At 70.0% G+C, this 20,358-nt stretch carries 22 protein-coding genes and 2 pseudogenes; 16 read left to right on the plus strand and 8 right to left on the minus strand.

What is annotated here, in order from left to right; all coding sequences use genetic code 11:
* The 4 genes and pseudogenes from ACMGEZ_RS24995 to ACMGEZ_RS25010 form a co-directional block, all read right to left on the minus strand.
* Positions 1 to 544: pseudogene (locus ACMGEZ_RS24995) on the minus strand (autotransporter outer membrane beta-barrel domain-containing protein); the annotation flags it as partial.
* 579 nt (positions 545 to 1,123) lie between these two features.
* Positions 1,124 to 1,249: pseudogene (locus ACMGEZ_RS25000) on the minus strand (ESPR domain-containing protein); the annotation flags it as partial.
* Between the two features lie 317 nt (positions 1,250 to 1,566).
* On the minus strand, positions 1,567 to 1,764 hold the full coding sequence (locus ACMGEZ_RS25005; protein WP_436824982.1) for a hypothetical protein: 198 nt from the start codon (positions 1,762 to 1,764) through the stop codon (positions 1,567 to 1,569).
* A 90-nt stretch (positions 1,765 to 1,854) separates the two neighbouring features.
* A complete protein-coding gene (locus tag ACMGEZ_RS25010; RefSeq protein WP_436824983.1) occupies positions 1,855 to 2,841 on the minus strand; it encodes a LysR family transcriptional regulator in 987 nt (328 codons plus the stop codon).
* Between the two features lie 97 nt (positions 2,842 to 2,938).
* Here ACMGEZ_RS25010 and ACMGEZ_RS25015 point away from each other — a divergent pair, with 97 nt between their 5' ends.
* From ACMGEZ_RS25015 to ACMGEZ_RS25035, 5 genes are all read left to right on the plus strand, one after another.
* The gene (locus ACMGEZ_RS25015; RefSeq protein WP_436824984.1) at positions 2,939 to 4,195 is read left to right on the plus strand and encodes an MFS transporter; all 1,257 of its coding nucleotides are present in this window, start codon (positions 2,939 to 2,941) and stop codon (positions 4,193 to 4,195) included.
* Between the two features lie 55 nt (positions 4,196 to 4,250).
* Positions 4,251 to 4,853, plus strand: coding sequence for a cytochrome b (locus tag ACMGEZ_RS25020; RefSeq protein WP_436824985.1), 603 nt, complete (start codon positions 4,251 to 4,253; stop codon positions 4,851 to 4,853).
* Between the two features lie 62 nt (positions 4,854 to 4,915).
* A complete protein-coding gene (locus ACMGEZ_RS25025; protein WP_436824986.1) occupies positions 4,916 to 5,479 on the plus strand; it encodes a YceI family protein in 564 nt (187 codons plus the stop codon).
* 7 nt (positions 5,480 to 5,486) lie between these two features.
* Positions 5,487 to 6,233 (plus strand): YceI family protein, encoded by a 747-nt coding sequence (locus ACMGEZ_RS25030; protein WP_436824987.1) that lies wholly within the window; start codon positions 5,487 to 5,489, stop codon positions 6,231 to 6,233.
* Positions 6,230 to 6,814, plus strand: coding sequence for an SRPBCC family protein (locus ACMGEZ_RS25035; RefSeq protein WP_436824988.1), 585 nt, complete (start codon positions 6,230 to 6,232; stop codon positions 6,812 to 6,814). Before ACMGEZ_RS25030 ends, ACMGEZ_RS25035 begins: the two co-directional genes overlap by 4 nt.
* Before the next feature lie 4 nt (positions 6,815 to 6,818).
* Here ACMGEZ_RS25035 and ACMGEZ_RS25040 read toward each other — a convergent pair whose 3' ends face one another.
* Together ACMGEZ_RS25040 and ACMGEZ_RS25045 are read right to left on the minus strand one after the other, a co-directional pair.
* On the minus strand, positions 6,819 to 6,989 hold the full coding sequence (locus tag ACMGEZ_RS25040; RefSeq protein ID WP_436824989.1) for a hypothetical protein: 171 nt from the start codon (positions 6,987 to 6,989) through the stop codon (positions 6,819 to 6,821).
* A 69-nt stretch (positions 6,990 to 7,058) separates the two neighbouring features.
* Positions 7,059 to 8,210: a DJ-1/PfpI family protein gene (locus tag ACMGEZ_RS25045; protein WP_436824990.1), complete on the minus strand. Its 1,152-nt coding sequence runs from the start codon at positions 8,208 to 8,210 to the stop codon at positions 7,059 to 7,061.
* A gap of 44 nt (positions 8,211 to 8,254) precedes the next feature.
* On the opposite strand from ACMGEZ_RS25045, the gene ACMGEZ_RS25050 reads away from it, so the two are divergent.
* The 7 genes from ACMGEZ_RS25050 (at position 8,255) to ACMGEZ_RS25080 (ending at position 14,722) form a co-directional block, all read left to right on the plus strand.
* Complete coding sequence (locus ACMGEZ_RS25050; RefSeq protein WP_436824991.1) at positions 8,255 to 9,274, plus strand: GlxA family transcriptional regulator; 1,020 nt, start codon at positions 8,255 to 8,257, stop codon at positions 9,272 to 9,274.
* 215 nt (positions 9,275 to 9,489) lie between these two features.
* On the plus strand, positions 9,490 to 9,840 hold the full coding sequence (locus ACMGEZ_RS25055; protein ID WP_436824992.1) for an STAS domain-containing protein: 351 nt from the start codon (positions 9,490 to 9,492) through the stop codon (positions 9,838 to 9,840).
* Between the two features lie 7 nt (positions 9,841 to 9,847).
* Positions 9,848 to 10,291, plus strand: coding sequence for an ATP-binding protein (locus tag ACMGEZ_RS25060; protein WP_436824993.1), 444 nt, complete (start codon positions 9,848 to 9,850; stop codon positions 10,289 to 10,291).
* 82 nt (positions 10,292 to 10,373) lie between these two features.
* Positions 10,374 to 10,994 carry a hypothetical protein gene (locus ACMGEZ_RS25065; protein WP_436824994.1) on the plus strand — a complete coding sequence of 207 codons (621 nt, stop codon included), beginning with the start codon at positions 10,374 to 10,376 and terminating at the stop codon, positions 10,992 to 10,994.
* A 130-nt stretch (positions 10,995 to 11,124) separates the two neighbouring features.
* Positions 11,125 to 12,987 carry an OmpA family protein gene (locus tag ACMGEZ_RS25070; RefSeq protein WP_436824995.1) on the plus strand — a complete coding sequence of 621 codons (1,863 nt, stop codon included), beginning with the start codon at positions 11,125 to 11,127 and terminating at the stop codon, positions 12,985 to 12,987.
* 11 nt (positions 12,988 to 12,998) lie between these two features.
* Positions 12,999 to 13,493: a Rab family GTPase gene (locus ACMGEZ_RS25075; RefSeq protein WP_436824996.1), complete on the plus strand. Its 495-nt coding sequence runs from the start codon at positions 12,999 to 13,001 to the stop codon at positions 13,491 to 13,493.
* A gap of 14 nt (positions 13,494 to 13,507) precedes the next feature.
* A complete protein-coding gene (locus ACMGEZ_RS25080) occupies positions 13,508 to 14,722 on the plus strand; it encodes a PP2C family protein-serine/threonine phosphatase (RefSeq protein ID WP_436824997.1) in 1,215 nt (404 codons plus the stop codon).
* Positions 14,723 to 14,824: 102 nt separating this feature from the next.
* Here the strand turns inward: ACMGEZ_RS25080 and ACMGEZ_RS25085 are convergent, their stop codons facing one another.
* A complete protein-coding gene (locus tag ACMGEZ_RS25085) occupies positions 14,825 to 15,793 on the minus strand; it encodes an AraC family transcriptional regulator (protein ID WP_436824998.1) in 969 nt (322 codons plus the stop codon).
* A gap of 106 nt (positions 15,794 to 15,899) precedes the next feature.
* Entirely contained in the window at positions 15,900 to 16,631 is a 732-nt protein-coding gene (locus ACMGEZ_RS25090) for a GntR family transcriptional regulator (RefSeq protein ID WP_436824999.1), read from the minus strand.
* Positions 16,632 to 16,812: 181 nt separating this feature from the next.
* Here ACMGEZ_RS25090 and ACMGEZ_RS25095 point away from each other — a divergent pair, with 181 nt between their 5' ends.
* The 4 genes from ACMGEZ_RS25095 to ACMGEZ_RS25110 are packed head-to-tail and all read left to right on the plus strand — an operon-like array spanning position 16,813 to position 20,329.
* Complete coding sequence (locus ACMGEZ_RS25095; protein WP_436825000.1) at positions 16,813 to 17,703, plus strand: dihydrodipicolinate synthase family protein; 891 nt, start codon at positions 16,813 to 16,815, stop codon at positions 17,701 to 17,703.
* A 46-nt stretch (positions 17,704 to 17,749) separates the two neighbouring features.
* Positions 17,750 to 18,730, plus strand: coding sequence for a Bug family tripartite tricarboxylate transporter substrate binding protein (locus ACMGEZ_RS25100; protein WP_436825001.1), 981 nt, complete (start codon positions 17,750 to 17,752; stop codon positions 18,728 to 18,730).
* Between the two features lie 4 nt (positions 18,731 to 18,734).
* The gene (locus ACMGEZ_RS25105; RefSeq protein ID WP_436825002.1) at positions 18,735 to 19,733 is read left to right on the plus strand and encodes a dihydroxyacetone kinase subunit DhaK; all 999 of its coding nucleotides are present in this window, start codon (positions 18,735 to 18,737) and stop codon (positions 19,731 to 19,733) included.
* Positions 19,733 to 20,329: a dihydroxyacetone kinase subunit L gene (locus tag ACMGEZ_RS25110; protein ID WP_436825003.1), complete on the plus strand. Its 597-nt coding sequence runs from the start codon at positions 19,733 to 19,735 to the stop codon at positions 20,327 to 20,329. Before ACMGEZ_RS25105 ends, ACMGEZ_RS25110 begins: the two co-directional genes overlap by 1 nt.
* Positions 20,330 to 20,358: the final 29 nt, after the last annotated feature.

The raw sequence follows: 20,358 nt of genomic DNA on the forward strand, positions 1-20,358 counted from the left end.
TGAGCGTGTTGTTGCCGCCGGAGAAGTCGATGGCGTTCGCGCGCGTCGTGCTATTGCCACTCGGGCCGCCGCTGATGCCGCCGCCGTTGGTGATGCTCGTATTGCCGGTGGCGACAACGCCGGCGCCTCCGGCGCCAGGGTGGGCGTGTGGAGAAGGCAGGCCACCACCCGCGCCGCCTTGAATGGTTCCGGTGTTCAGCACAGTGCCGCCCGAAGTGAGCAGGACACCAGCACCGCCGTTGCCGCCTGTGCGGCTGATGGGATCAGTGCTGCTGGCGCGGCCGACCCAGCTGCCGGCGCCGCCCGCGCCCCCGGCAATCACGCCGCTGTTGTTGATGGTGCCGCCGCCTGTGAGCGCAATGCCCATGCCGCCGTCGCCGCCGACATCTTTGCCTCCTGTGTGATAGTTATCCAAGCCTCCCGACGCCCCGCCATCTCCCCCGGACATGGAACCACTGTTCGTGAACCTGATTGCGTCGGTGAGCAACACGCCGCCGCCGCCGGCCCCGCCGCCGCCGGCGCCGCCGTCGTGCCAGCCGCCCATGATCGTGCTGCCCCCGATGCCGCCGCTTCCCCCCTTACCCCCTACGATTTGCGACGAATTGCTTGCAAGACCGGCGCCTGAGAGGACCCAGCCAAACCCGCCCCCGCCGCCGCCGCCACCACCACTACCAGCGTAGACATCTGAGGCCGCTCCCTGCGCGCCGTTTTCGCCGGCCGTGCCGATCAGCAGGACGGCGTTGTTCCCTTGAGTCGTGTCGACGACGCTTCCGCCGCTGCCGCCGCGCCCGCCCGGCCATTCGCCATCCCCCCCTGCGCCACCATTGCCTCCGGCCCCTGTCGACAAGCTGACGCCGCCACCGCCACCGCCGCTACCACCAAGCTCGATATCCGATCCCTCTGATCCCTCTGATCCATCTGGAAACGTAGAGCTACCGCCGACGCCGCCTTGCGCCGTACAGCCCCCGCTGCAGCCTCCGTCACCTCCATGGAGACCCAAGGACTGAGCCTGTGCCTGGGCGGTTGTCGCAGCCCCCAGGGCGAGCACGCCAATGCCGCCGATCACGCCGGCGAATGCACCGCTCGCGGACACCGCCAGTATTTGGCCTCCCAGTGCAGCCGCCAGCGCACAAGATCTCGCGACGCACGAAGCGCCGCGGCTGCGCTTGCCTCGTGCCCGGGCGTTCTCGGGGGCGGCCACCCACGCGCCCAGCGCGGGGTTCCAAAGACTGCGATGCGTTCTGTTCATGGGGAGGTCTCGGGTCGTGCAGGGACCCACGCGCGGCGCGCACGTGGCGAGCGATGCCGCCCGACGTGGCACCCTCTCCCGCACACAAGCCGGAAGCTCAGGCCGCAGTTCGTGAAACCCGAAGGTCGGCGACCGTCAAATGCTAGGAAGGTCTGGCCGCGCACTTAGGCTTGCGCGACAAAAAGACAGATTTGGAGCTCTATTCAGTCGGGATTGACGGGAAAGCTGCAGGCGGCCGAGCTGGCCGCGCTGGCTTCTCCTTCCACCGCGAGCGCCCTGGCGCGGTGGCCCTTCGAACGGACGTACCGGTCGCGCGCTCAGCGCCCCTGGTTCAACCGGCTGAGCCCCTGGTCGGTCAGCACGCAGGCGCCCTGGCGGTCGGTGGTGACCAGCCCGTTGGAGCGCAGGCGGCTCGAGACCTTGATGGTGTGGGTGGGGCGCCGCTTGGCAAGGGCGTCGCGCAACGCTTCGAGCGTTCGCCACTGTTCATCGTTGAGCTGGATCTTCTTCGTCATGGCTGCTGGGGTCCTCGGGGCGGGAGTTTGGCGCGCAGCCGGGCGCGGCGCCTCCTTCACAAGTGCTCTTGTCAGGAAGGCCAGATTCGGCTATAGCGGCTGGCGCAGACGTGTCCCCGCATGCGCCTCGCCGGGCGGCGCCGGTACGTCCATCCCGAATATGGCGGGCATGGCCTCCCGCATCGCCTCGATGAAGCGGCGCAGCCGGGCCGGCTGGAAGCGTGCGTGGGGGTAGACCAGGTAGACCGGCAAGGGCGCCGCGCGCCATTCGGGTGCCAGGTGGACCAGCCGCCCCTGGGCCAGGTCCTCGATCGGCAGCCAGGCCGAAACCACGCACGCCCCGAGCCCCGCAAGCGCGGCGCTGCGCATGGCCAGCAGGCTGTCGGTACTCAGGCGCGGGCGGATGGCGAAGCGCAGGGTTTCGCCGCTCGCCACATGCGTGAGCGTCAGCTCGTTGCGGTAGTAGGTGCGCAGCGCCAGCCAAGGCAGGCTTGCCAGTTCAGCGGGATGGGCGGGTACGGGCCGGCCCTCGAGCACCGAAGGCGCAGCGATCGCGATGCGCGGCACCTCCGCCAGCTTGAGCGCCACCACCGACGGGTCTCGGACCTCGCCGACCTGGATGGCGCAATCGATGCCATGGGCCACGAAGTCCTGCATGTCGTCGTGCAGCAGCCATTCGACGGTGACGCGCGGGTGGCGCCGCAGGAAGCGCGCGAGCGGCTCGACCAGTTGCTGCTGGCCGAAGGCATGCGGCGCGATCACGCGCAGGCTGCCCTCGGGCTCGTCGCCGTTGCCGCGCAACTCGGCTTCGAAGGCTTCCCAGCTGGCCAGCAGTTCCTTGGCGCGCTCGAAGCAGCGCTCGCCATCCTCCGTGAGCTTCATTGCATGGGTCGAGCGCCGCAGCAAGCGCACGCCCAGCGAGCGCTCCAGCGCCTGGAGGCGCCGGCTCACCGTGGGTTGGGTCGCGCCCAACTGCGCCGCGGCGGCCGAGAGGCTGCCGGCCTCCACGATGCGGACGAAGGTCTGCATCAGCGCTATGCGATCGGTATTGCCCGTGGGCGCGAGGCGTTCATTCATGCGATCGGCGTATATCTGTTGTTCGACTGTTCCGGCTACCGCGTGTGAAGCTTAGCCCTCAAACTCCTCTCCTAACGCAGTTCCTAGGGTTTACTCCATGTCTGGTATTCATTGTTCGCATGCAATAGCAGGTGCCGGTCCAGCTCGACCGCGGCCGGTCGAGCCGCAAGGGCTGCCGGCATCGCTGCTCCTGTTGCTGGCCACGATGGCGGGCCTGGCAGTTGCGTCGCTCTACTACAGCCAGCCCATGCTGGGCGTGCTCGGCGCGGAGATCGGCGCCTCCGATCGGGCCATCGGCCTCGTCCCCACGCTCACGCAGCTCGGCTACGCCCTCGGCATCGGGCTGCTGGCCCCGCTGGGCGACCGCTACGACCGGCGCCGCATCATCCTGATCAAGGCCGGCGTGCTCGGCGCGGCGCTGCTGCTGACGGGCGTCGCGCCCTCCATCGGCGTGCTGCTGGTCCTCAGCCTGGCCGTCGGGCTGTCGGCGACGCTCGCGCAGGACGTCGTGCCCGCCGCCGCCACGCTCGCGCCCGAAGCGCACCGCGGCCGGGCCGTGGGCACGGTGATGACGGGGCTGCTGCTGGGCGTGCTGCTGTCGCGGGTGGCGAGCGGCTTCGTGGCGGAGCACTTCGGCTGGCGGGCGGTGTTCGTGGCCGCGGCGGCGAGCATCGCGCTGATCGGCCTGGCCGCCTGGCAGCGGCTGCCGCGCTTCCAGCCCACGACGCAACTGGCCTACCGCGCCCTCCTGGGCTCGCTGGCCACGCTGTGGCGGCGTCATCCGGCGCTGCGGCGCGCGGCGCTGGCGCAGGGGTTGCTGGCGGTCGGCTTCAGCGCCTTCTGGTCGACCCTGGCCGTGATGCTGCACGCCGCGCCCTTCCACCTGGGCGCTGCGGCGGCCGGCGCCTTCGGCCTGGCGGGCGCCGCGGGCGCGCTGGCCGCGCCGCTGGCCGGGCGCATGGCCGATCGGCGCGGGCCGGAATGGGTCACCCGTCTCGGAGCGGGGCTGGTCGTCATCTCCTTCGCGGCGATGGCGCTGTCGCCGCTGCTGCAGCCGCAGGCCCGCCTCGGCTTGCTGGTGCTTTGCGCGATCGGCTTCGACCTCGGCATGCAGGCCACGCTGATCGCGCACCAGACCTTGATCTACGGCATCGAGCCCGCCGCGCGCAGCCGCCTCAATGCCGTGCTCTTCGTCGGCATGTTCATCGGCATGGCCGCGGGCGCGGCGCTGGGCAGCCTGCTGCTGGCCGCGTGGGGCTGGATGGGCGTCACGGCGCTGGCGACCGCCTCCGCCGCCGCGGCCCTGGCCGTGCGGCTGTGGCCCGCGCGGCAGCCGGGCGCGCAACCGGCCTGAGGGCGCGGACCACAGGCCCCTTGTACGCAACCGGCACAGCCGGTACAAGCGCAGGATGCGGCCGAAACCCAGATCCGCCAGATCCATCGACGCCGGCCGGCAAGCAGCGCCGGCGCCCGCCGCATGGAACGGCGGCGTCAAGTTCTTCCACTGGCTGATCGCGCTGCTGATCCTCGTCCAGTTCGCGCTCGGCTGGCTGGCGGTCTCGTGGCGGCTCTCGCCGGTCAAGCTGGACCTCTTCGTCTGGCACAAGTCGATCGGGGTGCTGGTGCTCGCGCTGGTGCTGCTGCGCCTGGCGTGGCGGCTTGCCGCACCCGCGGCGCCGGCCCTGCCCGCGCACATGCCTGCGTGGGAACGCATCGCGGCGCGCGCCAGCCATGTGCTGCTCTATGGACTGATGCTCGCGCTGCCGCTCAGCGGCTGGGTCATCCAGTCCACCTCGGGCATGCCCTTCCGCATCTTCCGGCAATGGCCCTTGCCGGCGATCGCGGCGGCCGACAAGGCTGCGTCGGAGCTCGCGGCGATCGTGCATCTCTCGCTGGGCATCGCCCTGGCCGCCCTGCTCGTCGTGCACATCGGCGCGGCACTGCGACACCACTTCATCCAGCGCGACGAGGTGCTGATGCGAATGCTGCCGGCCTGGAGACGCCGTTCATGAGCCCCACGGCCGCTCTAAAGGCAAAGGCGAATGGCACCTCAGCCGCAGGCGAAGGGACGCCAATGAACCGCCTGGCCCGCCTCGCCGTGCTGCTCGCCTGCGCCGCGCTGCCGCTTGCTGCCTATGGCGCCGAATGGAAGATGGACCCGGCTGCGAGCCAGCTCGACTTCGCCGCCACCTTCGAGAAGACGCCGGCACCGGGTGTGTTCAAGGACTTCGAGGTGCGGCTGGACTTCGACCCCGAGCGCCCCGCCGACGGCCGCCTCGAGGTCCGTATCGGCGTCGCGAGCGCCGACATGGCGAACGCGGACATCAACAAGGCCATCGCCGGCCCCGAGTGGTTCGACTTCGCCCGCCATCCGCAGGCCGAGTTCCGCGCCACCGAGATCCGCCGCGTGCAGGGCAACAGCTACCTCGCGCGCGGCACGCTGAGGCTGAAGGGGGTGCAGCAGGCCGTCGAGGTGCCCTTCACCTGGAACGACGCGGCCGACGGCGCGAGCATGCAGGGCGGCTTCACCGTCAAGCGGCTGCCCTTCGGCATCGGCACCGGCGAGTGGGCGGCGACGGATGTCATCGGCCCGGACGTGACGATCAAGTTCCGCGTGCGCCTGCGCAAGGCTTCCTGAAGGGCCCATGCTGCGGCGACCTCTCCTTGTCCTGGCTCTTGTGGCCGCGTGGGTGGCAGCCTGCGCACCGCTGCCGCGCGAGGTCCCGCCAGGCGTAGGGCCGTCGGTCCGCGCGGCGCCGGCCGAGTTTCCGCGCGCCTTCTACGAGCAGGCGCTGTCCCGGGGCCAGCCGGTGTATCGCATCGAGCCGGCACGTTCGCTGGCCGTCATCACCGTGCGCCGCGGCGGATCGCTGGCGCGCCTGGGACACGACCATGTCGTCGCCAGCCGCCACGTGCAGGGCCTGATCGCACCGGGCGAGGGGCGCGCGGACCTGTACCTGCCCCTGGCCGAGCTCTCGGTCGACGAGCCGGCGCTGCGTGCGGAGGCGGGGCTGGACACGCAGCCGAGCGACGCCGACATCGCCGCGACGCGCGCCAACATGCTCGACAAGGTGCTCGAGGTGCAGCGCTTCCCTTTCGCGCTGATCCGGGTGAGCGGGCCGGCGGCGATGACGGCCGACGCGCGGCTCGGCATCGCGATCACCCTGCACGGAACGACGCGCCGCTTCGACCTGCCGGTGCGCGTCGCGATGGCGAACGGCGAGTTGAAGGTCGCCGGCACGCTCGAGTTCGACCAGTCCGAGTTCGGCATCGTGCCCTTCTCGGTCCTGGGCGGCGCGATCCAGGTGCAGGATCGCCTGAGCCTGCGCTTCAGCCTCCAGGCCCGCCGGGCCGGCGCCCAGGGCGGGGCCGGCCCATGGTCGACGCAGTGAGACGACGCGCCTGCGCCCCTTTCCTCCTGCTGCTCCTGCTGCTGGCCGCCCCGCTCCGCGGCGCGCTGGCTGCGAGCGTGGACCGGATCAACGTCGAGACCGACGGACAGGGCGAGCTCATCACCGTGACCGCCTCGGCCGACATGCAGGTCGACCCTCGCACGGTATGGGCCGTGATCTCCGACTACGACCGCCTGGCCGAATTCATTCCCGACATGCGCAGCTCGCGCGTGATCCGCCGCGATGGCGACCAGGTGCTGGTCGAGCAGACCGGCGAGTTCAGCTTCCTGTTCTTCCGGCAGCCCGTCGAGGTCCGGCTGGCGGTGAGCGAATCGCCGCCGCGGCGCATCGTGGCGCAGGCCGTCGGCGGCAATCTCCAGTCGATGGAGGGACGCTACGTCGTGGAAAGCCTCGCCGGCAACCAGGTGCGCCTGAGCTATTCCGGCCGGCTGGTGCCCGGCTTCCAGGTGCCGCCCTTCGTCAGCCGGATCGCGGTGCGCAGCACCATGGACCGGCAGTTCCGAGCGCTGGTGCAGGAGATCCTGCGCCGCGAGCTGGCGGTGCGTGGCGACGCTCGCTGAGAGCTCAGGAGTCGCCGACGGTGACTCTCACCGTGCCGGTGCCATCGCACTCGGGGCACCTTGCGCCGTCGACCTGGCCCGCACCGCCGCAGTGCGGGCAGATGCCTTCGGCGGTCTGGGGACTGTCCGCCGGCACTTCGTCGCCGGGCTTCCGGGAATCGTCTGGGTGTGTCATGGCAGCTCCTGTCGAACGCGGCATCGACACCCGATCGTGCCCGAAGAAGCCGGGAAAGGGGAGCGCGATTCAGGAAAGCCTCGACGCTGCGCCCGCGCAGGCGCTCTCCGGCCGCGGGTACTCCATCTCCTGCATGACGCGGTCGCGCCGCACGGCGCCATAGCGCTCGGCGATCTCGCACAAGGTATGGTCCAGCTGCTGCACGGGCCTGAGCGCCGGCGAGAGCGGCAGCCGCGGCGAACCGGCAGCCGCGGGTTGCGCGACGAGCACCAGCCCGCTCTTCAGCCGCACCGGACCCGATGCCGACGCGGCCTCCACGTTCACGCGGCCGGTGCGCGTCCAGGCATCCACGGCCAGTGCCAGCGCGATGTCGTCGCTGCCGCCCTGTACCTCGACGTGCCAGCGCTCGTCGCGCCAGAAGGCGGCCTTGTCGACCACATAGGTCCAGGCCCGGCCTGCATCGAGCTTGAAGGGCGCGCTGTCGTGCGACGGGTCCCAGGCGGCGACACCGAGTTCGGCCGCGAGGGCCTGCGCCCGGTCCCGCCCGCCGATCGCCTCCACCAGCGCGAGCATGGTCGGCACCGAGGCGGTGATGCCGGTGGTGGTGGCGACGCCGCGGTCGATCAGGTAGCGCCGGTTCGGCACGTAGGTGGCGCCCGGGTGGCGCCGCAGCAGCGTGCTGCGGTCGTACCAATGGCCCGTGAAGCGCCGGCCATCGAGCAGGCCGGCCCGGCCCACCACGCGCGCGCCGGAGCAGACGCCGATCACGCGCGCGCCCTGCCGCGCCTGCTGCTGCAACCAGGCCGTCACGGCGGGATCGTCGTCGGTGCGCATCGCGGGGACGATCACATAGTCCGCGCCCGAGGGATGCATGCGGTCGAAGCCGGCCAGGTCCTGTGCGCCGTCGACTTCCAGCGCGGGGTACAGGCTCACCCGGCCGGCACGCGGCGCGACGATCCGCACCTCGGCCACGCCGGCGCGCTGGAGGACCGCGTGCGGCAGCAGGAGGTCGGTCATCTCGGTGCCTTCGTTCAGGGCCAGCACAGCGATGACCGGGCGGCCCGGCGCGCGCGGCTTCAGGGCCTCGACGAAGGCTTGCTTGTCGCGCGCGATCGTGGCCGCGTCATCCTGCAAGGGCGCCTGCGGTGCGCCCGCCCCGCAGCCCGCCAATACCAAGGCTGCAATACTTGCCCCGATCCACGCCCGTACCCAGTTCCACATGGCCGTCCTTCCGTAACCGCGATGTCCCTGAGATGAGCCTACGCATGCCCGCCCTGCCCCACAAGGACGAAGAAGCCGCGCTTTCTGCCAGCGACATCGTGCTGGTCGCGTTCGACGGCGTCGAGGCGATCGACGTCGCCGGGCCGGCCAGCGTCTTCACCAAGGCCGAGCAGATGCGCCCCGGCAACTACCGCCTGCACATCGCCTCGCCGGCCGGCGGCACCGTGTCGACGAACGGAGGGCTGAGCTTCGCGGCCACGTGCCCGCTGCGGCAACTGCCCGCCGCGATCGACACGTTGATCGTGGCCGGCGGCGACGAGCCGGGCGTGCGCGCGGCGATCGTCGAGCAGCGCATCGCGGACTGGCTCGCGGAGATCGCGCCGCGGGTGCGCCGCATCGCCAGCGTGTGCAGCGGCGCCTTCGCGCTCGCCGCGGCCGGCCTGCTCGACGGCCGCGAGGCCACCACGCACTGGCGCGCCTGCGACCAGTTGCAGGCGCTGCGGCCGCAGGTGCGCGTGCAACGCGAGCGCATCTACGTGCACGACGGCCCGGTGTGGACCTCGGCCGGCGTCACCACCGGCATCGAGCTCGCGCTCGCGCTTGTCGAGGACGACCTGGGCCACGCGGTGGCGATGGAGATCGCTCGCACGCTGGCGCTGCCCATGCTGCGCGGCGCCGGCGAGCCGCAGCTGAGCCCGACGCTGCAGGCCCAGGCCGCGGCCAGCCATCGCCTGCGCGAGCTGGTGGCGTGGATCGGCACGCACCCGCAGGAGGCGCTGTCGGTCGAGGCATTGGCCGCTCGCGTGCAGATGAGCCCGCGGCATTTCGCGCGCGCCTTCGTGGCCGAGACCGGCTGCACGCCCGCACGCTTCGTCGAGCAGACCCGTGTGGCCGCTGCCGCGCAGCTGCTGCGGCGCACGCGCTGGACGCAGGACCGGATCGCGAGCCGCAGCGGCTTCCGCTCGGTGGATGCGCTGCAGCGTGCCTTCGCGCGGCAGCATGGCTTGACGCCGCAGGCCTGGCGCGACAGCGAGGGGCGCCCGGCTGTCGCGCAGCGGCCCTGAGCCAAAACGGCAGGACCCTAGGGCTTTTGCTTACTACCAACGGCGCGGTCGACGCTGCCAGCCTTTGCGCGTATCCTACAAAAGTTCCTGCTTTGTTGATCGCGGGACGCCTACCACCCCGTGCCCCGGTCCAGAGAACCGTGCGGGTGGAGCGATCCTAGCGGGGAGGACGACTGCCGGTTCAGCGCTCATCGATACATCCAAACGGAGGTGGCATGGAGCTAAGAACGGAGCAACTGGCCGGGGGCATCGAGAAGATCAGCCTCATCGGCCGCCTGGACAGCGCCGGCACGCAAGAGATCGACATGCGCTTCTCCGCGCTCGTCGCGACCCGGAAACTTTTCGCCGTGGTCGACATGTCCGAGGTGTCGTTTCTCGCGTCCATCGGCATTCGAGCCCTGATCACCAACGCCAGAGCCCAGAAGCAGCGCGGCGGCGAAATGGCCTTGGCAGGCCCTCCGCCGCTGGTGGCGGATGTGCTCAAGGTGGCGGGGGTCGACACGATCATTCCGCTGTACCCCGACGTCGACTCCGCCTTCAGCGCGCTGAAGGCGGGCGCCGAGTGAGGCCCTGATGTCCTCCAGCGACAGGGAGTCCCAGGCCTCCCTGATCGTCGGTTCCGAGCTGCGCGAACTCTCGCGCGTGAGCGCGTGGGTGCACGACTGGGCGCAGCGCCAGCGGCTTCCAAGCCGGGTCGCGGAGCAACTCGACCTGTGCTCGACCGAGGCGGTCACCAACATCATGGCCCACGGCAGCGGCGACGAGGCGGCGCATTGCAGCATCTTCCTGCGGCTGGGGTGGCGAGGCGAGGACGTGGCGCTGGAAGTCGAGGACGAGGGGCGCCCCTTCGACCCGCTCCAGCTCCCGGAACCCGCGCGCGCCGGCAGCCTCGAGGACGCGCACATCGGCGGCTGGGGCATCCCCATCGTCCGCCGCTTTTCCAACGGCATGCACTACCGCCGCGAAGACGGCCGCAATTGCCTGACGCTCCTCTTCCGGCCGACCGCGCCGCCCTGAACGATCCCCCCGGCATCCACCCTCCCGCGGGCGCCGCCCCCACGGCGCCACTCTTCACAAGCAATCACACGAGGAACACACCATGGGAACTGCAGCAAAACCCCTCCCCACCATCGACGCGCAGACCGCGCTGGCCGCACAGGCGGCCCTTGCCACCCCGCCGAACGGCCAGGGCGAGGCCTCGGGGGTCGACAAGATGCGCGAGTTGCTGTTCGGCAACCAGATGCAGGACTACGACAAGCGCTTCTCGGTCCTCGAAGACCGTTTCCAGCACAGGCTGCGCGACCTGGAGGCGGAGTCGTCGCGAAGCCTGACCAACCTCGAGGGGACGATCAAGAAGCAGCTCGAATCCGTCGCCGGGCAGTTCCGCGAGGAGAAGGACCTGCGCGCCGATGCCGACAAGGAACTGGAGCGCAACCTGCGGGAGCAGACGCAGACACTTGAAAAGCGCCTTGCCCAGCTGTCCGACCAGCTCGCACGCCAGGGGCGCGAGTTCACCGACAGCCTCGGCCACGAGGTCCAGGCCCTGCGCGACGACATGCGCAAGCGCCAGGAAGACACCCGCGCCACCATCGAGCGGATGTTCTCCGAGCTCAGCAACGTCAAGACCGACCGCAACCTGCTCGCGGGACTGTTCGTCGAGATCGCCAAATGCCTGAACCAGGACACGTCGCCGAAGGGCGGCAACAGCGAGCGCGTTTGAGCCGCACGGCCGCTCCGAAGGCGAATACCGCAGCCGAAGGCGGAGGCGCTCCGTTGAGCCGCACGGCCGCTCCGAAGGCGAATACCGCAGCCGAAGGCGACGGTGCTCCGGTGAGCCGCACGGAGGCCGTGTGACCGCGCGCCTGCCGTTGGCCGCGACCCATGCGCCCGGCGGTGCTTCCGAAGAAAGTCCGAACCAGCGGCTGGCCGGACTGCTGCTCGAGCTGGCGCGCTGCGTCGACCCCACGGTGGTCGCGACGCTGCCGCCGCGCCCCGCGGTCGACCCGCGGCTGGAGGCGCTGCGCGACGTGCTGCTCGAACGCGAGCAGGTGGCGCTGGCGCGGCTGCAGCGCAAGTTCGACGACCCGCAGGAGTTCGCCGAAGCGGTGGGCGCCGTGCTGCCCTCGGCCTTCGAGCTGGCGGCGCAGGACGCGCGCCTCGGCCAGGTGCTCGCGCCCACGGTCGAACGCGCCACCCAGGCGTCGATCCGGAAAAATCCGGACACGATGGTCGACATCCTGTACCCCGTCATGGGGCCGGCGATCCGCAAGGCCATCGCCGAGACCCTGGAAGGCAAGCTGCAGTCGCTCAACCAGGCACTCAAGCACAGCCTCTCGTGGCGCGGCCTCAAGTGGCGCCTCGAGGCGTGGCGCAGCGGCAGCGCCTTTGCCGACGTGGTGCTCAGGCACACCGCCGTGTTCCGCGTCGAGCACCTGTTCCTGGTCCATCGCAAGACCGGCCTGCTGCTGGCGCACGAGGCCGCGGAAGACGCGACGACGCGCGACCCCCAGCTCGTGTCGGCCATGCTCTCCGCCATCCAGGACTTCGTGCGCGACTCCTTCGACGAATCCGCCGAGGGCGGCGCCAAGGGCCGCAGCATCGACAGCCTGCGCCTGGGCGACCTGCTGCTGTGGTGCGAGGAAGGTCCGTCGGCCTTCCTCGCCGCGGTGATCCAGGGCAACCCGCCGCCGGCGCTGCGCGAATGCCTGGTGGAGACGCTGGCCGCCATCCACGACGAATGGCGCACGCAGCTCGATGAATTCGAAGGCGACACCAGCCCCTTCGAAGCGAGCGCGCAGCAGCGGCTGCGGCCCACCCTGTGGTCCCAGTCGGCCGAGTCGAAGAGAAAGCTGTCGCCGCTGCTCTGGGCCATCCCCCTGGCGCTGCTGCTGGCAATGGGCTGGTGGATCGGGCAGCGGATGATCGAGAGCCAGCGCGTCGACGACTACGTCGCGGCGCTGCGCGACGAACCCGGCATCGTCGTGATGGGCGCCGATCGCCACGACGGCAAGTGGTGGGTGTCCGGGCTGCGCGACCCGCTGGCCACGCGCCCGGAAGCCCTGCTGGAGCCGGCGAAGCTGGACCCGGCGCTCATCGTCGGACGCTGGGAGCCCTACCAGGCGCTGCATCCGGCCATCATGCTGAAGCGCCTGCAGGCGACCCTGAATCCGCCGCCGACCGTCAGCCTGTCGCAGGATGCGGACGGCATCCGCGCCGACGGCAGCGCCCCGCAGCACTGGATGGACAAGGCGCGGGCCTTCGTGCACAGCCTGCCCGCGGGCGCTCCGCCGGTGGACCTGAGCGCCCTCAAGGACGTGCAGGACCCGAACTACATCCGCCTGCGCGACGCCATCCAGGCCCACGTCATCCCCTTCGAGGCCAATGCACCACGGCCCACCGCCGAGCAGGGGGTCGAGCTCGACACCGTGGCGGCCGAACTGCGCGAACTGGTGCGCGTGGCCCGTGGCCTCGGCTTCTCGGTGCGCGTGACGATCGTCGGCCACGCCGATGCCACCGGCAAGGACACGGCCAACCTGGCCCTCAGCCTCGGGCGCGCCGAGGTCGTGCGCTCCATGCTGCGGGCGCGCGGCATCGACCCCAACCTGCTCTCCGTGCGTGGCGCCGGCCCGCTGGAGCCGCTTCGGCCCGGCGCCAGCGCCGACGAGTTGTCGATGAACCGGCGCGTGTCCTTCGTTGTCGGCACCAGCGATTAGGACCTCTCCCCATGCTGCAAAAGAAGATCTGCCTGCTCGGTGCATTCGGCGTCGGAAAAACCAGCCTGGTTCGCCGCTATGTCGACACCATCTTCTCGGACGCCTACCTCACCACCGTCGGCGTGAAGATCGACAAGAAGGTGATGACCCTCGGCACCGAGCCGCTCGCGCTGATCCTGTGGGACATCGCCGGCGAGGACGACATGGCGGCAGTGCGGCTGAGCTACCTGCGCGGCGCGGCAGGCTATCTGCTGGTGGTGGACGGCACGCGGCCCGAAACGCTGGAGACTGCGGCCTCGATCCAGTCCCGCGTCGACGCGGAGGTCGGCCGCATTCCCTTTCTCGCCCTGCTCAACAAGGCCGACCTGGTGGATGACTGGGCCCTTCCGCCCCAACGCATCGAGACACTGCAGGCTGCGGGATGGACCTTCCGCCGAACCAGCGCCAAGACCGGCGAGGGCGTCGAGGCGAGCTTCCAGGACCTGGCGGAGCTTCTCGCACGCTAGGGCCTGTCAACGCCATGCTGGACCTGCCGGACCGGATTTCCGACTCGCTCATGGTGCTGGTCCATGGGCAGCGCGCGCTTGCGCACCTGGCCGTCGATGGCGCACAGAAGCTGGTGCATGCCGGCGGCGAGCTGGCGCACTACGGGCTGGCCGGCATCGAGCCCGGCGACTCCGCCTGCGACCAGATCCCCTTCCTCGAAGGCCTGCTGCCGCTGGCGGAGAGCCCCTTCCTTCTTCGCTCCATGGAAATGCCCAGCGGACGCGTGGCCGACGTCCACTTCTTCGCCGACGAGGCCACGGTCTGGATCGTTCTGCTCGATGTGACGAACGAACACGAGGAGGCGCAGCGCGTCCAGCAGAAGGCCTACGACATGACCCTGCTCAGCCAGCGCGAAGCCAGGCTGATCGAGCAGCTCGAGTCAACCAACCGCGAACTCACGCGTGCCCATCGCGAGCTCGCCGCGTCGCGCGAAGCCCTGCAGCGTGCCCACGACCGGCTGCAGCAGGAACTGCGCGACGCCGAGCGCTACGTACTCGCCATCCTCCCGGCACCGCTGTCGGAGCCGATGAAGGTCGACTGGCGCTTCGTGCCCTCCACCGAGCTGGGCGGCGATTCCTTCGGCTACCACTGGATCGACGCCAATCACTTCGCGCTCTACCTGATCGACGTCTGCGGCCACGGCGTGGGCGCCGCCCTGCTCTCGGTGGCGGTGGCCGACACGCTGCGCTCGGAGGCTCTGCCACGGACCAACTTCCGCCGGCCGGCGGAGGTGCTCGCCGCGCTCAACCTGGCCTACCAGATGGAACGCCACAACGAGCTGTTCTGCACCGTCTGGTACGGCGTCTATCACCGCGGCAGCGGCCGGCTGCGCTACGCCTCGGCCGGCCACCCACCGGCGATGCTGGTGAGCGGCACACGCGAGGCTCCCGGGGAATGCCGGCCGCTGAAGGCAAGCGGCCCCTGCGTCGGCCTCTCGCCGGCCGCACGCTATGCCGACGAACAGTGCATCCTGCGGTCGCCGGCGCGGCTCTTCGTCTTCAGCGACGGGACGTACGAGATCACCCGGCCCGATGGGTCCATGCTGGCGTTCTCCGACTTCGCCGACGTGCTGGCGCAGCCGGCGCGCGACGGACAGTCGGAGCTCGACAGGCTGCTCGACTTCGCACGGGAGATGCACGGGCCCGGCGTGCTCGAGGACGACTTCACCGTCATCGAGATGGCGTTGTGAGCGCGGGTTCGATGCACCGTATGCACGACCAGCTGTAGATGTGCTGCCAACGCCTCGAGGAAAGCTGCGCTCGCCGAAACCATCTTAGGGCAGCGCAGCCCGTCAATTGGTCACGCGCCCCAGCTGCAGCTCCCGCAGCCGCTTCACGTCGCGTGCCGGCGGCGAGCCGAAGAAGCGGCTGTACTCGCGGTTGAACTGCGACTGGCTTTCATAGCCCACGCGGTGGCCGGCGGTGGCGGCGTCCACGTGCTCGCCGATCATGATGCGCCGCGCCTCCTGCAGGCGCAGCTGCTTCTGGAACTGCAGCGGGCTCATCGCAGTGACAGCCTTGAAATGGTGGTGCAGCGATGACACGCTCATGTGGACCTCTTCGGCGAGGGCCTCGACACGCAGCGGCTCCTGGAAGCGCCGTGTAAGCACGCTGATCGCCTGGGTGATGCGCTGGCTGTGGCTGTCCACCATCGCCATCTGGGCCAGCCGCCAGCCATCGGGCGACTTCAGCAGCCGGTACAGGATCTCGCGAATGATCAGCGGCGCCAGCGCGGGGACGTCCTCGGGGGAATCCAGCAGCTTGACCAGGCGCAGCACCGGGTCGAGCACGGCCGTGGACAGCTCGCCGGTGTAGATCCCGCGCGGCGAGGCGCGCGCCGGAGCGGCCTCGCCGAACCTGAACTCCAGCGCCGCGGCGGCGATGTCCTTGACGTCGAAGCTGAGCTTCAGGCCGAGGTACGGCGCATCGGGCGAGACGTCGATCACCTGGCCGGACACGGGCAGGTTCTGCGCGACCACCAGGTACCGGGCGGTGTCGTAGATGTAGACCTCGTCGGCCAGCAGCACGCGCTTGCTGCCCTGCGCGAGCACGCAGAAGGCCGGCTCGTGCACCACATGCGCCGGATGCTGCATCTGCGAAACCCGCGCGAGCCGAAACCGGGGGACCGCAGTGTCATAGAGGCCGTCGACGCCGCCGGTGAGCCGGTCGATCTGCGCAGCGAGCTCGGCCCGCATCACGGTGACTTGCAACTGCTCGGAGGATCGGTCCTCGTGCGGCGCCTTCTGGATGGATGTCAGCATGCGCCGAGCTTAAGCAGCTCGCCGCCGTTTGTCTCCACCGAGGGCCACGCGTTGCAGGATCGTGCAAACACGCGCCACGATCCTGCAAGCCCATGGGGCCCGCGCGCTACTGCCCCACGCGCAGCATGCCGCCGAGCACCCGGTGCTTGGATTGCTCGATGTGCGCCATCATGCGTTCCAGCGCGCCTTCGGCATCATGGTCGGCCAGGGCGCGGAGGAACTCGAGGTGTTCGCGCATGGCGGGCACGACCTGCACGGGGCGCATCGAATCCGCGTCGTAGCGGATCAAGCGGACGTGCAGGCTGTTGACGCGGTAGATCTCCGACAGGATCTCGTTGCCGATGGAGTCGACCATGGCGTCGTGCAGGCCCCAGTCGACCGCCTGGGAGTCCTTCTCGAGTGCATCGTCGGGCCGGGGCTGCAGTGCGCGCTCGAGGATCGCCTCGTGGTCCGCAATGAGGCGGGCGATGGTCTCGGCACTGGCAACGCGCGCGAAGTGCAGGACGGCTTCGCGCTCCACCATTGCACGGACCTGCCAGGCATTGCGGATCAGCTTCATGTCCACGGTGGCGATCTGCAGGCCCCGCTTGGGGACCGCCTTGATGAGCCCGGCGGCCTCGAGCCTGGGCACCAGCTCGCGCACGGCGGCCAGCGGCATCTCGAGCAGCTGCATCAACTCGCGCTGGGAGACGAATTGCCCCGGCCGGATCCGCGCATCGATGATCTGCTGGCGAAATCCCTGGTAGGCGCGGTTTCGTTGCGTGACCGGCTCGGGCTCGGCGGCCGGGCGCGAAGACGCCTTCTGCAACTCGGGCGGCGCGATGGCGGAGGTGTTCATGCCCGGATGGTACGGGCAAACACCTGTCCGCGATGGACTGATGCACAAGCTAGGGCTATTACTAAGCACTGACTGACATGTCAGTTGGGTTATAGTCCGGTGCAAGCACAGGATCCCAGCGCGGCGCATCGCGTGCCCCGCCACCACCAAACCTTTTCACCACCGCAACCGGAGCCTCTTCATGGGTCTTGATCTCTCGGGTGTCATTCCGCCCCTCGTCACGCCTTTCACCGCCGATGGCGATATCGACGAAGCCGCCTTCCGCAAGGTCATCCGCTTCAACCTGGACAAGAAGGTGCACGGACTGTGCCCCGGCGGCAGCAGCGGCGAAGGCCATACGCTCACGATCGACGAGTTCAAGCGTCTCCTGGAAATCACCGCGGTGGAAGTCGCGGGTGCCGTGCCGATCGTCGCCGGCATCATTTCCAACAGCACGCGCGACGCAATCAACCGCGCCAAGGCGATTTCGCACCTGCCCATCGCGGCACTGCAGGTCACGCCCGTGCACTATCTGTTCAAGCCCGACGAGGACGCGACCTTCCGGCACTTCAAGGCGCTGACGGAAGCCGTGGACATCCCGGTCATCATCTACAACGTCGTGCCCTGGAACTACCTGAGCCCGGCGCAGATGATCCGCCTCATGAAGGAGCTGCCCGGCGTGCAGGGCATCAAGCAGAGCCAGGGCGACCTGAAGCTCATGGCCGACCTGCTCCTGGGCGTGCCCCAGGGCTGCAAGGTCTTCTCCGCCGTGGATGCGCTGCTGTATTCGTCGTTCGCGCTGGGCGCCCACGGCACGATCGCCGCGACCCCGGCCGCGCTGCCGGGCGTGTGCGTCGCGCTCTGGAATGCCGTGCAGGCGGGCGACCATGCCAAGGCCCTGGAGATGCACAAGTCGATGCTGGCGTTCTGGAACGCGATCGTCGCGGACAACCTGCCCGCGAACCTGAAGACCTCGATCACGCTGCAAGGCTGCAACGCGGGCCTGCCGCGCGCACCGATGCCGCCGACGAGCGAGGCGCAGCTCGCCAGGATCAAGAGCGCGCTCGACGACGTCCTGCGCTTCGAAAACTGATGCGCAACCCCAGTTCCCTCGACACAGGTATCGGAGACAGGCAATCATGAACATCCAACGTCGCAAACTGCTGAACCTCGGCGCGGCCGCTGCCGCGGGCAGCCTCCTGGGCACGAGCGCCTGGGCGCAGGCCTACCCCAGCAAGCCGGTCACGCTCGTCGTGCCGTTCGCACCGGGCGGCAACACCGACATCGTCGCGCGCACGGTGGCCGTCGCGCTGGGCAAGGTGCTGGGCCAGTCGGTGATCGTGGACAACCGCGCCGGCGCGGGCGGCTCCATCGGTGCGATGCAGGTGGCTCGCGCCGCGGCCGACGGGTACACGCTGCTGCTGTGCGGGGCCGGCGTGATCGTCACCGTCCCGGAGATGGTCAAGACCAGCTACAGCCGATCGAGCTTCGCGCCGATCGGACTGGTGAACAAGAGCTCGATGGTGCTGCTGGCGCGCAAGAACGAGAGCCGCTTCAAGAACTTCAAGGAGCTCGCCGCCTATGCGCGCTCGGGCGAGGGCAAGCTGATCGCGGCCCACTCCGGGCCGGGAACGCCGAACCATCTTGCGCTGCTGCAGCTGGAGAGCCTGCTCAAGACCAAGTTCACCGTCGTCAGCTACAAGGGTTCCGCCCCGGCGCTGGTCGACCTGATCGGCGGACAGGTCGACGTGCACTTCGATCAGGTGACGAGCTCGCTCCAGCATGTGAAGGCTGGCACGCTGCAGGCATTGACCGTCCTCGGGCCGGCGCAAGACCCCTCGCTGCCCGGCGTCCAGACAGTGGCCGAGCAGGGTTTCGGCGAACTGGATGGCACCACTTACGTCGGCGTGCTGGCGCCCAGTGGAACGCCGAAGGATTTGCAGGACAAGCTCGCCGCCGCACTCGCCCAGGCCGTCAAGGACCCGCAGACAGTCAACAGCGCCCGCGAACTCGGCAGCGTCGCCTTCTCGAGCACCCCGCAGGAATTTGCTCGCATCCTCGATGCCGAATACGCGCTGGCCACCCAGGCCACCAAGGACGGCCGGCTCAAGGCGGACTGAACCCATGAAGAAGATCCTCAACGACCCCGACGCCTATGTCGACGAGATGCTCGACGGCCTGTGCCTCGCCCACCCCGAGCTGCAGCGCCGCGGCGAGGGCGGACGCGTGGTCGTGCGCAGCGGGGGCGCTACCGGCGGCAAGGTCGGGGTCGTGACGGGAGGCGGCTCAGGCCACCTGCCGGTCTTCCTTGGCTATGTCGGCGAGGGCCTGCTGGACAGCTGCGCCGTCGGCAATGTGTTCGCCGGGCCGCGCATGGACGACTGCATCGAGGCGATGCGCGCGGCGGACGGCGGCGCCGGCGTGCTGCAGCTCTACGGGAACTACGGCGGCGACCGCATGAACTTCGACATGGCGGCCGAGATGCTGGCGCTCGAGGGGATCGAGGTGGCTTCGGTGCGCGTCACGGACGACGTGGCGAGCGCGCCCGGCGCGCAGCGCGACAAGCGCCGCGGCGTGGCCGGGCTGGTGCTCGTCTACAAGGTGACCGGCGCCAAGGCCGCCACGCGCGCAACGCTCGAGCAGGTCGCCGCGCTGGCGCGCAAGGCCAACGAGGCATGCCGCTCCATCGGCTTGGCGCTCACGCCCTGCGTCGTGCCCGAATCGGGCCGCGCTTCCTTCGCCATCGGCGAACAGGAGATCGAATTCGGCATGGGCATCCATGGCGAGCCCGGGATCTGGCGCGGCCCGCTCAAGCGGGCGGATGCGCTCGCGGACGAGATGCTCTCGCACCTGCTGCCCGAGCTCGATCTCGCGACCGGCGATCGCGTCGCGGTGCTGGTGAACAGCCTGGGCGCGACGCCAGCCGAAGAGCTCTACATCGTGTACCGCCGCGTCGCGGCCGTGCTCGCCGAACGCGGCGTCACGATCGTCCGGCCGCTGGTGGGCCGCTATGCCACCTCGATGGAAATGGCGGGCGCTTCGCTCAGCGTGATGAAACTCGACGCCGAACTGGAGGCGCTTTGGACCGCCCCGGCCGAATGTCCTTTCTGGAGGGTGAGTTGATGCTCGACGCGGCGCGACTCGCGTCCGCCCTGCCCCGCTGGTGCGCCGGCGTGCATGCGGCCGCGCCCGAACTCAATGCGCTCGACGGCCGCCTCGGCGACGCGGACCTCGGAGCCACGCTCGACAAGTGCGCCTCCCAGGTGGAAGCGGCGCTGCCGGAACTGCCCGACAGCCTCGAGGGCATCTTCAGGCGCTGCGCGCAGGCGAGCGCGAAGGCCTCCGGCTCGAGCTTCGGCACACTGCTGACCGTGGCCCTCATGACCTGCGCCAAGCACTGCGCGGGCGTCGATTCGCTCAGCCGCGCGGATCTCGCCGCCATGTTGGTGGAAGTCGTTTCCGGGCTCTCCGCCCGCGGCGGCGCAAGCCTGGGCGACAAGACCGTGCTCGACAGCCTGCATGCAGTCGCCACGGCGCTCGCGTCGTCTCCGGACGATGCCGATGCACGCCGCGTGGCCGGCGCCGCATCGCGCGCCGCACTGGACGCCTTTCGAGAGAGGCCGAACCGCATCGGGCGCGCGCGCATGTTCGCGGACAAGACCGTCGGACTCGACGATCCCGGCATGGTGGCCTTGCAGCGCATGATCGACAGCCTGTGACGGCGGGCTGACTCGCCAGGCCCATCGGT

The sequence above is a fragment of the Variovorax stachyos genome (assembly GCF_051400855.1).
Taxonomy (GTDB): domain Bacteria; phylum Pseudomonadota; class Gammaproteobacteria; order Burkholderiales; family Burkholderiaceae_C; genus Variovorax.